This is a genomic window from Micromonospora sp. NRRL B-16802, from assembly GCF_001279555.1.
In the GTDB taxonomy this organism is placed as follows: Bacteria; Actinomycetota; Actinomycetes; order Mycobacteriales; family Micromonosporaceae; genus Micromonospora; species Micromonospora profundi.
The window spans coordinates 73,250-86,135 of the sequence record NZ_LGEB01000048.1 but is presented as its reverse complement, the minus strand read 5'-3'; the positions used below and the strand labels follow the sequence as shown (position 1 = coordinate 86,135).

12 protein-coding genes are annotated in these 12,886 nt (G+C 66.2%); 5 read left to right on the top strand and 7 right to left on the bottom strand.

Going from position 1 to position 12,886, the window contains the following annotated elements:
• Window positions 1-224 precede the first annotated feature (224 nt).
• Together ADK66_RS07725 and ADK66_RS07720 are read left to right on the top strand one after the other, a co-directional pair.
• On the top strand, window positions 225-1,427 hold the full coding sequence (locus ADK66_RS07725) for a M48 family metallopeptidase (RefSeq protein ID WP_231639955.1): 1,203 nt from the start codon (window positions 225-227) through the stop codon (window positions 1,425-1,427).
• 58 nt (window positions 1,428-1,485) lie between these two features.
• Window positions 1,486-1,983, top strand: a complete 498-nt coding sequence (locus tag ADK66_RS07720) for an NUDIX domain-containing protein (protein WP_053653213.1) — start codon at window positions 1,486-1,488, stop codon at window positions 1,981-1,983.
• Here the strand turns inward: ADK66_RS07720 and ADK66_RS07715 are convergent.
• The 5 genes from ADK66_RS07715 to ADK66_RS07695 form a co-directional block, all read right to left on the bottom strand.
• Entirely contained in the window at window positions 1,941-2,555 is a 615-nt protein-coding gene (locus tag ADK66_RS07715; RefSeq protein ID WP_197281454.1) for an N-acetyltransferase, read from the bottom strand. The two genes, ADK66_RS07720 and ADK66_RS07715, sit on opposite strands and share 43 nt — an antisense overlap.
• A 144-nt stretch (window positions 2,556-2,699) precedes the next feature.
• Window positions 2,700-3,926, bottom strand: a complete 1,227-nt coding sequence (locus ADK66_RS07710) for an epoxide hydrolase family protein (protein ID WP_053653212.1) — start codon at window positions 3,924-3,926, stop codon at window positions 2,700-2,702.
• Between the two features lie 233 nt (window positions 3,927-4,159).
• Window positions 4,160-4,690: a hypothetical protein gene (locus tag ADK66_RS07705; protein WP_053653211.1), complete on the bottom strand. Its 531-nt coding sequence runs from the start codon at window positions 4,688-4,690 to the stop codon at window positions 4,160-4,162.
• A gap of 150 nt (window positions 4,691-4,840) precedes the next feature.
• A complete protein-coding gene (locus tag ADK66_RS07700; RefSeq protein ID WP_053653210.1) occupies window positions 4,841-5,842 on the bottom strand; it encodes a HEAT repeat domain-containing protein in 1,002 nt (333 codons plus the stop codon).
• Window positions 5,843-5,848: 6 nt separating this feature from the next.
• The gene (locus ADK66_RS07695) at window positions 5,849-6,511 is read right to left on the bottom strand and encodes a HEAT repeat domain-containing protein (protein WP_053653209.1); all 663 of its coding nucleotides are present in this window, start codon (window positions 6,509-6,511) and stop codon (window positions 5,849-5,851) included.
• 241 nt (window positions 6,512-6,752) lie between these two features.
• On the opposite strand from ADK66_RS07695, the gene ADK66_RS07690 reads away from it, so the two are divergent.
• Entirely contained in the window at window positions 6,753-7,679 is a 927-nt protein-coding gene (locus ADK66_RS07690; RefSeq protein WP_053653208.1) for an expansin EXLX1 family cellulose-binding protein, read from the top strand.
• Between the two features lie 254 nt (window positions 7,680-7,933).
• Here the strand turns inward: ADK66_RS07690 and ADK66_RS07685 are convergent, their stop codons facing one another.
• The gene (locus tag ADK66_RS07685; RefSeq protein ID WP_053653263.1) at window positions 7,934-8,209 is read right to left on the bottom strand and encodes a hypothetical protein; all 276 of its coding nucleotides are present in this window, start codon (window positions 8,207-8,209) and stop codon (window positions 7,934-7,936) included.
• Window positions 8,210-8,518: 309 nt separating this feature from the next.
• On the opposite strand from ADK66_RS07685, the gene ADK66_RS07680 reads away from it, so the two are divergent.
• Window positions 8,519-9,325 (top strand): helix-turn-helix transcriptional regulator, encoded by an 807-nt coding sequence (locus ADK66_RS07680; protein WP_053653207.1) that lies wholly within the window; start codon window positions 8,519-8,521, stop codon window positions 9,323-9,325.
• Window positions 9,312-9,503, top strand: coding sequence for a DUF397 domain-containing protein (locus tag ADK66_RS07675; protein WP_053653206.1), 192 nt, complete (start codon window positions 9,312-9,314; stop codon window positions 9,501-9,503). Before ADK66_RS07680 ends, ADK66_RS07675 begins: the two co-directional genes overlap by 14 nt.
• Window positions 9,504-9,687: 184 nt before the next feature.
• On the opposite strand, the gene ADK66_RS31365 is transcribed toward ADK66_RS07675, so the two are convergent.
• The gene (locus ADK66_RS31365; RefSeq protein WP_157552319.1) at window positions 9,688-12,705 is read right to left on the bottom strand and encodes a hypothetical protein; all 3,018 of its coding nucleotides are present in this window, start codon (window positions 12,703-12,705) and stop codon (window positions 9,688-9,690) included.
• Window positions 12,706-12,886 lie beyond the last annotated feature (181 nt).

Here is a 12,886-nt window from a genome sequence, read left to right as displayed (position 1 = left end):
CAAGTCGCCGACCTTCTCCACAGTAGAGCTGGTTTAAGCCTCTTGGGCCGGAACAGCGAAAGAAGCCCAAGTCGGGATACTTCCTCCCGCCAGCGGCAGTCAGCCGAACGGCCGGTTCCGCCCCACAGAAGGCTGGGGCAGCATCGGTCGCCGTGATCAATACGGTGACCGGCACGGGGGCGTGCCCGGGGTGTGGGGCAACGACGGCGTCCGTACGAGACGCGGTGCCCTGGTGTCCCCGCTGCGAGTGGAATCTGGACACGTACGACCCGGTGCGGCGCGAACGCGAGTTCGGCTGGACCTGGGTCGACCGGTGGACCTATCGGATGGCGTTCCGAACGACCGGACGGCAGTTCGCCCAGCTGGTCGGGCGACCGCTGGGCGCGAACGGCTCCGGTCGCGCCCGGGCGCTGACAGCGGTGGCGTCGCTGGTACTGGTCGCGGCGGTCCTCGCGCTCGCGATCACCGGCGTCTGGCTGATCGTGGCGTTCCCGTTTCCCAACCTGGCGATCCTGCCGGGCGTCGCGATGGTCTGCCTGGCGGTCGCGCTGCGGCCCCGGTTCGGTCGGCTCGACCCGGAGCTGGAGGTGCTCTCCCGGGACCAGGCACCGGAGTTGTTCGCGCTGATCGGCGAGGTGTCCACGGCGGTCGGAGCCCCGGTGCCGGACGTGGTCGGCGTGAGCGACGACATCAACGCGTACGCGGGTGCGGTCGGTTTGCGGCGCCGGAAGGTGCTGTGCCTCGGGCTGCCGTTGTGGGGTTCCCTCACCGCCGGCGAGCGGGTGGCGTTGCTCGGCCACGAACTCGGCCACTTCGTCAACGGTGACCCGCGCCGGGGGCTGCTCACCCAGCCCGCGTTCACCATGCTCGGATCGGCGGCCGACCTGTTCCGGCCGGTGGACACCGTCCGCGGCGGCGGGATCGTGGAGATGGTGGGCGACGCGCTGGGTCGGGCGTTTCAGTGGGTGGTGTCCCGGCTGTTGTTCGGCGCCCACCTGGTGTTGGTGAGCGTGGCGCTGCGGGACAGCCAACGTGCCGAGTACCTCGCCGACGAGCTGGCCGCGCGGGTGGCTGGCTCGACTGCCGCTACCGATCTGCTCGACGCGACGCTCGGCGCCGAGTCGATGGCGCTGGCGGTGCGTCGGGAGACCCGGGCAGGACATGGCCCGGACCGGTGGCGTTCGGCATTGGCCGAGGCCCGCGCCGCGAGCTCCGATCGGCTGCCGCTGCTGCGCCAGCTGTCGGTCCATGACGAGGTGTCGCTGTTCGCTGCCCACCCGCCGACGGGACTGCGCCGCCGGATGCTCGCCGAACGGCAGTGGCAGGATCCGACGGTGGTGCTCACCGAGGCCCGTATGGAGCGGATCGACGCGGAACTCACCAAGGAGTACGAGCGCTTCCGCCGTACCGTCAGCTGGTCGGCCTGACGCCGACGTGGCGTGACGGGACGACGCTGGCCGGTCGGGTCGTGCCTATGATCGCCGGATGGGGACACCGGACTACATCGTGGGGATGCGCAAGCACGTCGGCCACGATCTGCTCTCGCTGCCGAGCGTCAGTGCCGTCATCCGCAACGACGCCGGTGAGCTGTTGCTCGGCCAGCGCTCCGACGACGGGCGCTGGTCGGTGATCAGCGGGTTCGTCGAGCCGGGCGAGCAGCCGGCGACCGCGCTGGTCCGCGAGGTCCGCGAGGAGACCGGCCTGGACGTGGCTCCGGTGCGGATGTCCAGTGCCGTCTCGCACCCGCACACCTACCCCAACGGGGACCGGTGCGAGTACCTGAACCTGGGCTTCCTGTGCCGGGTGGTGGCCGGCACCGCACGGGTCAACGACGACGAGTCGCTGGCCGTGCGGTGGTTCCCGATGGACCGACTGCCCGCGCTGGACAAGCACGCGCTGCTTGTCATCGCGTACGCGCTGCGCGAGAACACCACGGCCGGCTACCTGCCGCCGGGCACGACGTGGGACGACGTACCCGACTGAGCCGCGCCGGGCTGCTGCATGATCCAGGTCGGCAGCGGCTCTGCCACGTACCGCACGACCTCCCAGCCGGCGCGGCGGTACAGCTCGACGTTGGCCGGTTTGCTGGTCTCCAGGATCGCCGGCAGGCCATCGGCGGCGGCCCGATCCAGCCCGGCCCGCATGACGGCGCGACCCCAACCACGCCCGGCGCTGTCGGGGTGCGTGCCCAGGACGCCGAGATACCAGTACGGGAACTCCGGCAGCGCGGCGTGCACGGCCGCGTCGTAACCCTCGACCCGGCCCAGCACATCGGCAGGGTAGTGAGCGGCGAGACTGCCCTCGGGCGCGAGGGAACCGTCGGCCGGTGGCTCCCAGATGGCGACCGACGCGCCGCCGCCGATCGTCCAGATCGACGACCTGTGCACGCGCTTGTCGAAGAGGTTCCCGAAGAAGGCGGCGGCGTACCGCGGGTAGGTCTCCTCGTCAGGGAACAGGTACCGCAGGACGGGATCCTTGACGAACGCGGCGACGAGCGAACCGACGACCGCCGGACGGTCCGCTGGGGTGGCGATCGTGATCTCTGGCGCTGTCACAGCCGCCGACACTATCGCGGCCGAGCGACGCGGGTGTCCGTGCGCGACGCGGCCCCGCAGCCCGGCGGGGTCGAGTGGCTCGGAGTTGAGCCACTCGACCGCCCCGCCCAACGGCGGCAGATGCACCCGGCCGGGCGTGGTCATCTAGCGCAGCGACCGGAAGGCGGTACGGATCTCCTCGGAGAACAGTTTCGGCTGCTCCCAGGCCGCGAAGTGCCCGCCGGTGTCGAGCTTGTTGTAGTAGATGAGGTTGGGGTACGCCTGCTCGGCCCAACTCTGCGGCGCCTCGTACAGCTCATCGGGAAAGACGCTCACGGCAACGGGGACGTTGACGCCCTTCGTGGCGAAGAACGAGAGCTTGTTCTCCGCGTACAGGCGGGACGCGGAGATCGCCGTGTTGGTCAGCCAGTAGAGCGAGATGTTGTCCAGGATGTCGTCGCGGGTGAGGCCGGCTGCGGCGCCGTCGAAGACCTGCGCGATCAGGGCCAGGCTCTTCGCGTCGTGGTCGAGCAGGAACGACGCCAGCCCCACCGGAGAGTCGGCGAGCCCGGTCAGGGTCTGTGGGCGCGTCGCCATCATGAGGGCGTACGCCACGTGCTTCCACACGTAGTCCAGCTCGGTGGCGGCGCGCATCTCGTCGTCGGACAGACCGGACGGCAGCGAACCCATGGCGTTGTTCGCCCCGGTGGTGTCGCCCTGGAACAGCAGGTCGATCTCGGGCGGCACCGCTCCCGGCATGTTCGTGTGGATGCCGAGCAGTTCCGGGGGCGCCTGGACACCCATCTGATCCACGACGACAGCCCCCCAGTCGCCGCCCTGCGCCACGAACCGGTCGTAGCCGAGGCGCTTCATCAACTCGGTCCAGGCGCTGGCGATCTTCTCCGGGCTCCAGCCCGACGAGGTGGGCTTGCCGGAGAAGCCGTGGCCGGGCAGCGACGGGATCACCAGGTGGAAGGCGTCCGATGGGCTCCCGCCGTGGGCAGTGGGGTCGGTAAGCGGCTCGATGATCTTCAGCTGCTCGATCACCGAACCGGGCCACCCGTGCGTGACGATGAGCGGCAACGCGTTCTCGTGCTTGGAACGGACGTGGATGAAGTGGATGTCCACCCCGTCGATGGTGGTCAGAAACTGCGGCACGGAGTTCAGCCTCGCCTCGACAGTGCGCCAGTCGTACTCCTTCTCCCAGTAGCGGGCGACGGCCTGGATCGTCGCGAGCGGCACGCCCTGCGACTGGTCGTCGACAGTCTCCTTGTCCGGCCAGCGGGTGGCGGCGATGCGCCTACGTAGGTCGTCAAGGTCGGCCTGGGGGATTTCCACCGTGAACGGCCGGATCTCCGTGGTGCCGGGACGTGTCTTGGTCTTGACAGCCATGCGTGCCGTCCTCTCCCGTTCGAGTTCACTGGAGGGTGCCGTCTGCTGGGCCGGGGCGGGCGGGAAAGAGGCCGCCGCGAACCTGTTCCTCAGGCCACTGCCGGGCTCCGGTGCCCGTCGAACCAGGGCACGCCCGCCGCCACATCTCGAAGCGTAAGACGGCCTGCCCGTCATCGCGGGCATACCAGCAAGGTCCGTCCGGGACCAGCGTTCGACGGCCGGCCAGGCCGTCGTCACGCCATCGGGTCGGCCGTACGCCGTTGTCGACGTTTACGACGACGACGCGCACGATTACCCATCTGAGCAGGACCGACGCTCGGTTTCCGGCGCGGTCGAGGCCAGCCGTTCGAGGGCTCCAGCACAGTGACTGCCACGAACAGGAGATAGCCGGGGAGAACCGGCACACCGACCGCCAGCGCCACCGCGAACACCCACTCGATCTCGCCGTCGGGCCACATCCACGTCGCTCCCGGACCGCTGACCCGACCGGCCACGGTAGGCCCGGGCGGCTCGTCGCCATGCATGAACAACCGGACCGAGTCGATGTGCAGATCACCCGCATTCGAGGTGAACGGGCCGGTGCAGCTCCAGCCGAGCGTCCAGAACTGCGGGTCTTCCGCCGCTGTGCTCTCTTCACACGCCACGGCGACCGAACCGGGCACACCCCAGATGGTGGCCCGGACGCCGTCCCAGGCGTCGGGCAACACGAGGTGCCACCAGGCCAGCACGATCGCGAGAGCGCACGCAACCAGGCCACCGGACACGAGACGGTCCAGCCAGTCGGCTTCCCTGATCGCCGCGGGCAGATGTTTCAGTCGCGGACGGCGGGCTCGTGACCTCCGCCCATGCCGCATGGTCGGAGGGTAGCTGCGCTCAGCAACGAACTCCTGCGCTGGCTGGGCGAGCGATGGTCGTTATCGTGCGGCGCGCAACCTGAGGATGTAGGTCGCGGTCTGCGCAACGACACGGTCGTCGTCCTGGGAAAGATCGGTGAGGGCACGTGACGCCCTCGTCCCTGGGACGTCCGCGAGCGCCTGTGTCAGCCGCCGCCGCGCGGACGGTTCAACGGTGCCGTCGGCGAGGCGGTCGACGAGTCCGATGGCGATCTCGTCCACCAGCCCGGGGTTCCCCGCCAGCGTGCACAGCGCGTCGGCTGCATCGACGTCGTTCGCCCCCTCGACGATCATGTCCATGAGCACCGGGATCGCGTCGGCCATTCCACGCGCCCCAAGCGCCAGGGCCGCACTCCTGCGGACCACGACATCGGGGTTCGTGAGTGCGTCCCGCAGCACAGGCACCGCGCCGTCCGGAATCTCGGCGATGCACTGGACGGCACGCTGCCGCACCTCGGCCACCGGCGAGGCGAGGCCGTCCGCGAGCAGTACCGGCACGCCGACGCCCGACTGCGCGAGAGCCCAACGGATTGCTCCCGCGACATTCGGGTCCGTCTCGCTGAGCGCCGCCTCGACCAGAGCATCCAGCGGTGCCGGCGCCTCGTCGACGAAGGACAGGGCCGCGCGCTGGCGCTCCCCGGCTCTGTCCGAACCCAGTGCCTGAAGGAGTGCGACGGCCTGGAGGACGTCCTCCCACCTGGCGGGCTCCACTGCGTCGATCCGACGAAGTCGCGTGAGCAGCTCCGTCTCGGCCGCAATGCGTTCCCGCGTCCGGTTGACGAGGTCGTCGACGAGCGCCGACGGCGTGAACCCGGGATCGTCCAATGCGCGCCCGACCTCACGCAGCGACAGGCCCAGCGACCGCAGCATTTCGATATGGAAGATCCGCCGGATGTCCTCGCTGGAGTACTCCCGATAGCCAGCTCTGGTGCGGCCCGTTGGCCGCACCAGGCCGAGCGACTCGTAGTGCCGGAGCATGCGGGCGCTGACTCCGGACCGTCGTGCCACGTCGCCGATCAACACCGCCGGTCACTCCTCCTGTCTGGTCGCGCCGAGCGCGACGATGCGGGTCGCCTCCCCGATCGCCAGCTCGAATCCGGCATCCGGGTCGCGCCACAGCCGTTCAGTGGCGGTCGCATGCCGACTTACGCGCGGATCGGGATCCGTCATCGCGGCGCGCAGGATCGGCATGACCACCTCGCCGAGCGCGACAAGCGCCCTGCTCAGACTCAACTGCGTCGCAGGCTCACCGCGCCCGAGCTGCGTCGCCAACACCGTGGCCAACGCATGTTCCTCCCCCTCGGGCACGAGTACGAGCGCCGCTCGCCAGGCGCTCCGCGCCACCTCGTCGTCGGCGTCGGTCAACAGCGCCCGCGTGATCGCCGGCCACGCCTGCCGATCTCCGATCTTGGACAGCGTGTGCAGGGCCTGGCTACGCGCCTGCACACGCTCCGAGTGGAGTTCGTCGACGAGCTTCGGGACCGTCAGTGACGACGGGTGGCGGGTCAGTGCCCAGGTGAGCGCTTCGCGCACAGGGAACTCCGGCTCGACCCCACATCGTTCGATCAGCCCGTCGACGAACCGCGCATGCGGGTCCGTGCCGACCGCCAGCGCCGCCCGCAGCCGCACCGAGGGATTGCTGTTCGCCAGCGACTGAAAGGCTCGCACCGCGTTCGCGTCCTCTTCCGGCATGTCATCGCCACCTCCTTGACCACAGTCCAGCCCTTGTCACTGTGTCAAGGTCAAGCAGAGCGGGCTGCTGTAGTCCGCGTGCGCGGGCGCTGCCAGACCGAGCACCAGACCGCTGGAGACGGCAGCAGCGGCGACGATGCTGCGAACGCGAGGTCGAAGCTGCGATCCCGTCGGCGCGGCAGGTGACGGTCCGCTCGATGATCTTGCGCTGCCGCAGGGCACTGCGGCAGCATCAGGCGTCATGACGGTGCCAGACCCGGACCCCAACGACGACATCCCGGCCGGCATCAACGGCACGCGCCGGTGGCGTGGGCGGGCCAGACACTTGTTGGCCGGAGCCGGAATCACCGCCTTGGCGGCCGTACTCGGCATCACCCTCGCCGTACGTGGCGGCGCCACCCCGGCCTGCGCCGCGCCACCCACCGGAAACACCGTCCACAAGGCAAAGGCCAGCTTCTACGACGCAGGCCGCTCGGGCGGCAACTGCTCCTTCCCGGCCCCACCCGCGGACCGGCTCTACGTGGCCCTCGGCTCGTCGGCGTACTCCGGGGCCGCGGCCTGCGGCAGCTACCTGGACGTGACCGGCCCGAAGGGCACCGTCCGGGTCATGGTGATGGACCAGTGCGGCGGATGCGGGCCCGGCAAGATCGACCTCTCCGACGAGGCGTTCGCGAAGATAGCTGACCGGACGCAGGGCATCGCGCAGGTGACGTACCGGGCGGTGGTGAACCCGCCGCTCGACGGAGGGCTCACCTTCCGGATCAAGGGCGGCGCCTCCCAGTGGTGGTTCGCCGTGCAAGTCGGCAACCACGGAAATCCGCTCCGCTCGGTCGAGGCGAAGGGGCCGGGCGGCGGCTTCCGCAAGGCCGCCCGCCAGAGCGACAACTACTGGACCGTCGAGGGCGGGCTCGGCCCCGGGGCCTACAGCATCAGGGTTACCGACGTGTACGGACGCCAGGCGACAGCCACCACCATCCGGATGGTCACGAAACAGGTCCAACGCAGCACGGCCGTGCTCGCCTCCCCCACCCCCAGCAGTTCACCTTTACCTTCAGCTCCGCCGTCCCCCAGCATCGCGCCCTTGCCGACCCCGTCCGAACCGGTCGCACCAACAGCGACCGTCGAAGCGCTCGCCGGCGCCGCTCCCCTCAACGTCCCCCGCTGCTGACCGCCGAGGCCGTCGGACCGGAGACAACCACCCGAGGAACCTGGCGTGCATGGCGGGCAGGTCCGGCCGCAGCCCCAGGCCGTACACATCGTCGATCGCCTCGCGCATCGACGCTGCCAGATAGAACGTCAGCGCGATCGAGTGGCCGTGGAACTCGATCATGAGGTCGAGTTGAGCCGGGCCGCACGGCCAGGGCGCGGCGCAGGTGCGGCACAACCACGCCGGGCGCATCGGCAGGTGCGGACGAGGCCGGGTCATCCGACCCGCACCGGACCCCGCCGGGCGGGCCGGCGCTTCACAGGCCCCGACGGTACGGCGGGCAGGGCCAGCAACCGCACTCCCGCGCGCATCACGAACAACTCCCGCCGCGCCACCGCGTCGCCGGCGGCGTCCAGCTCGTAGCCCTCAACCCACACCCATCCGTCGTACGTGTGCCGCTCGGGCAGCTCACGGATGACGCGCACGAAGATCGGGTGCAGGAACTGCACGCTCGCGGCGGTGGTCAGCAGGATCACGTCGCCGGCCTTCATCGTCCCGATCACTGCTCGGGGCTTCCGGACTCATCAGTCGCGGATGTTGGTCTTCTGCTCTCATGCTCGTCGCCGGGCACAGTGCTCCCCCTGGTGCCGTCGGGAAAGGGCCGCAACTTCGAGTGCTGTGCGGCTTCGGTACGGACGCGGTCGCCGGTGTCGTGGTCCCCGCCAGCCGCTGCCTGGTGACACTCTGCTGTGGAGGCCACTACGCTCGGAAGGTGCTCGCGAGGTCCGGGCTGAGCTGGCAGGACAGGTGCCCGGCGTGTGGCGCCACGGGTAGTCGATCTCCGATTTGAGGAGCGTTGCGTGGCTGATGTCCCAGGTCCCTTGTCGGCGTTCATCGTTGGCGAGATCCGCCGCGCCCGTGGCGCTTCCGGGATGACGCAAGAGGCGTTTGGCCGCGCTGCCGGCTTCAGCGCCTCCCACGTCAGCGCCGTTGAAGGCGGCACGCGAGCGTTGACGATGGACTTCATCAAGAGCGCTGATCGAGCGTTGACCAACGGCGGACTGTTCGAACGCCTGGCGACGAAGTTCGGTGCCCCGTCGTGGTTCCTGCCCTGGTTGGACGCGGAGCGCGGGGCGACGCAGCTCCGCTACTTCGAGCCGAACCTGATCCCCGGCCTACTACAGGTGGAGCACTACGCCCGCACCGTCCTGCGAACAGTCGAAAGCCTCACCGATGACGAGGTCGAGCAGCGCGTCGAGAGCCGCATGAGCCGACAAGCGATCCTGACCGGAGAACGCAGGCCACAATTTGTCGCCGTGTTGGACGAAGCCGCGATACGGCGCACCGGTGACGGACTCGGCGGGATCATGGCCCAACAGGTCGCCCACCTGGTCGCGATGGCCGAGCTACCGCACGTGCACGTCCACATCATTCCGATAGCCAGCGGCCTACACATCGGGCTGTCCGGGCCGTTCGCGCTGGCCCGATCCAGCGTCGGCGTGTGGGTCGGACACCTCGAAAACCAGCTTGGCGGGGACGTCGTCGACAAGGACGATGAGGTGGCTACGCTTCAGGCAAGGTGGGAGAGCGTCCGGAACGAGGCGCTACCACGCCGGCAGTCCATCGACCTGCTGAAGGAAGTTGAGAGCCATCATGGACCTCAGTAACGCCCGGTGGCGCAAGTCCACCCGCAGCGGCGCGAGCGGTGGCAACTGCGTCGAGGTGGCGAGCAACCTGCCCGGTGTTGTGGCCGTCCGTGACTCGAAAGATGTCACCGGACCGGCACTGACCTTCGCCTCGACAGCCTGGGCCGCGTTCGTCGCCAAGGTCGCCGAGCGGCCGTAACGCCACGGGACAGGGAAGCCGGTCGGCGCTCACCTGCCACCGGCAGTTGGAAGAGGCAACGCGGGAAGGTCGCGCTGCCCCCAGCCGGCAGCCTTGAGCAGCACGGCGACTCCCTGCCGTCCGTCACCGCTAGCGGCTCGCACACGTGCAGGGTCAACTTGCGACACGTGGTGTGACTAAATGCTCATTCCGCCGCTGCCGAGCTGTTTGCCTTGGCTACCAGCGAAGGCGGAATCCAAACCAGCCTGGATGCCCTAGGAGCGACAACCTCCACCTCGAAGTGGCGGTAAATGTTCACGCCCACGTTGGCGCGCATATCTTCCTCGCTCATGTGATGCTGAGGATCATACTGCTTACGCTTCGTCCATCCAGCTAAGATCTCAGCCGCTTTCACCTCGTCGATCGCTTCAACCTTGCACACCACGTCCGAGCCTTCCGCCTCAGCCGATTCATAAACCCTCAAGAACGCGGCAAAATCCAGAACGCATACTCGATTCGCCTCAAACTCATGCGCCTCTATGACCGTGAGGCCGAGGAACTCCCCAGCTACCGAGCGCTTGAAACCGTTAGTTCGAAAGCGTCGCCGCCACTCGGGAGCTAGTCCTAAAGCGATTAACAATTTGTGGTCCCGAGGCACGATCATGACCGAAGCTGAATACCCCTCCGCAGATATCTGCTCAATCGCCTGAGACACCCTGTCGCGGACTTTGCCCTTCCCTCTTAGCTTCGGCGATGCTGTTTGAATTTTGGAAATCACTGCATCAAATTCCGCCCGTGCCAGACGGCGTCCATATTCGCGTGCATGATGGTCCAACCCGATCATCTTCGAGGGCGTGACGAACAATAACTTATTCTCGAAGCGCGGGCCGAAGCCAAACCTCCTGTCGGCCCAACTTTCGATGGGACGACGAGATAAGGAAACACCACCTACTTCCAAAAACTCCGGCAACACACGCGCCGTGGTCCAGCCCTCCAACACCTTCGCCTTGAACTCCTCGACCTTCGCTAGGTCGAGCGGTTGGTCGATAAGCTCCGCACGCTCTATCTCCGCTTGGGCGACGAGCGACTGATCTAGCGCCGCACTAAGGCGAATTACCAGGTCTGCTGACTTCTGCCGGTCAATCCCTGCTGCCGCCAGGAGTTCTCCGTCTTCAGCAAGAACCGTCATGGCACTTTTTAAGCGCTGGACACGCTGCTCAAAAAGCCACGGAGCTGGCGGGATAATAGTCGCTCTCGGAGAAATGAACAGCACCAACGCGACCGCAAGAAAGAGCGGTCCCTCTCCATCAATAGCGTGAACCTCATTGGAGGGTAGCGACGACATGACCCAGTCATCCAACCGGCCACGCCGCAGCTGTAGGGCAGCATCGACGATTCGGACCAGGTCTTCAAGCTCCGTAAAAGTTCGGGCAACTCGGAGAAGTGACTTTAATGTCCCTTCATCCAGCGCCTTCTTGGTAACGTTATGTAACGCCCAACCCAGCAGCGAGAGCCGAAGCATAGACCGGAGATCCATAAGTTCGCGCTGAATTACATGAAGCTCAAGGCTATCCCGAGCCTCATCCTCAGCAATTGACGCTTTCTCGGCGAATAGCCGATCCTCCAACGCCCGCTTGGAGAGATACTCATCCGGCTCAATCTCCCAAAAATCGAGCAACCGACAGAATTCTCTGTCGAATCCATCGAAGAGCGCACCGTCGCGGTTATCTAGTGCGATCTTCAAGCACTCAGCGATAGCTTCGAAGAGTACAGACACGCACTCCGCAGCCTGTCGCCTTTCCGGAACGCTGCGACGGTTGTCCTCCAGCCTTGGGACTGCGTGATATCTGCACAGTTCCACTTGCATACGAACTAGACGATCATTCGTAACCTCGAAGAACGGCGAGGCGGCCCCGCCTGTGGGGCGCAGTTGAGATCTCGCAAGGCCGGTTATTCCCCCCAGGATGTCCGGCGCGTCAAGCTCGATCGCCTCGCTCCCCACGCGGTAAATAATTCCTATTAGTGCGTTCGCCTGCTCACGAAGCCCGCGCTCGATGGCAGTATCGAGCAATGACCACAGGTCAGAGCGCAATTCGTCTAGCGGGGTCAGCCGGAATAGCTTTCCTTGGTTAATGAAACCGCCCGCAAGCCGCTGCCCATATGCAGCCCAAGCACGTGGCCACGCTAGCCACAGTTCCGTATATGAGTCCACGACGGCTGCGATGGCCGAGGACGACTCCGAGCGTAAGGATTCGAAGCCTTCCTCCTTAACTTGCGAGAGCAGCTTGCCCATTCGGTCTACTCTCCCACCTCGGGAGAGTATAAAGATTGGCTGGAATTGCACACTCTCTGCAGATCCCTCAGACACCAGCAAGGGCGTACCCTGCGCCACTACATCACCAATCGCAGCGCGAATTGTAAGTGTTGATCTGCTTTGCTTCGCAATCATGATTAGCCGACGTAAATTAATGTCGTATAACGTCGCTGTGGAGGCTGCCTCTTGGCACACCCTTCCGCCCTCACGCGGAAGCACGTTTCGTATCTCCACTTTTAGATCCTTGACCCGCTCGTGGAGTTCGTTGAGTGCCACACGCTCGATGGCTTCCTCACGAACTAGCTGAGTGACTGTCAAATGAACGTCCGCTAGGCGCTGACTGCGCAGCCAATTTGCATCAATAAGACGCATCGCGTTATATACAAAAAACGGCAGCGCAACTATTCCGAGCACACTCACTGTAGCCGCAAAGTGAGCTGCCGCCAGCGGCGGAATTTCCTTCGGCCAAAATAGGCTGACAGGAATAGCGGAAAGGCCCGCCCCTCCAAGCATTAGATACTGCGCCAGGCCAGATCGTCCCGCATACTCCCAAATTGGAACTCCCGGCCGTGAACGCGTCAACCCTTCGAAAGCAAACAGGACAACAGCCGTCACAAGGGCCAAGATTGAGCCCTCCACCTGCCAGAGGAGGCCCAGGAATTCGCGTGAACTCTCAGCTTTTGAAAAAACTGGGAACGGCGCTGCAATCCGCCATTGCGATCCCAAGGCAGGCTCAAGCAGTGAAATGGCAATCGCCAACAGCGGTGCGAGAATGGGTAAGACGTAGGGCAGGGAACAGATCTCCCACAATCTGCCCATTTTGCTACGTTTGCGGGTTCTAAGACCGAGTTCACGTTGCGCCTTTGTGATCTTGCGAGCAGCTACGCGCCTTAAGGATTGCTGCGGCATGAAGGCGCTCCAAGCACGGGCTTTCCAAGGCCGGACTGGAACGACTACCCGTACTTCTCTCACGGCACCCCCGAAACTATGAAAGCGGTAGATTACCTAAAGCTCTGCGTCCGATGATGTTCCGCTTTGATCACTCCGCGCGGCCGCCGGGCCGCGCACACGAGCGAGGCGCCCACACACC

Excerpts from the sequence above, each read along its gene's own strand:
- ADK66_RS07690 (WP_053653208.1), top strand. The coding sequence starts at position 6,753 with ATGACGGTGCCAGACCCGGACCCCAACGACGACATCCCGGCCGGCATC.
- ADK66_RS07695 (WP_053653209.1), bottom strand. The coding sequence starts at position 6,511 with ATGCCGGAAGAGGACGCGAACGCGGTGCGAGCCTTTCAGTCGCTGGCG.
- ADK66_RS07710 (WP_053653212.1), bottom strand. The coding sequence starts at position 3,926 with ATGGCTGTCAAGACCAAGACACGTCCCGGCACCACGGAGATCCGGCCG.
- ADK66_RS07720 (WP_053653213.1), top strand. The coding sequence starts at position 1,486 with ATGGGGACACCGGACTACATCGTGGGGATGCGCAAGCACGTCGGCCAC.
- ADK66_RS31365 (WP_157552319.1), bottom strand. The coding sequence starts at position 12,705 with ATGCCGCAGCAATCCTTAAGGCGCGTAGCTGCTCGCAAGATCACAAAG.
- ADK66_RS07675 (WP_053653206.1), top strand. The coding sequence starts at position 9,312 with ATGGACCTCAGTAACGCCCGGTGGCGCAAGTCCACCCGCAGCGGCGCG.
- ADK66_RS07685 (WP_053653263.1), bottom strand. The coding sequence starts at position 8,209 with ATGAAGGCCGGCGACGTGATCCTGCTGACCACCGCCGCGAGCGTGCAG.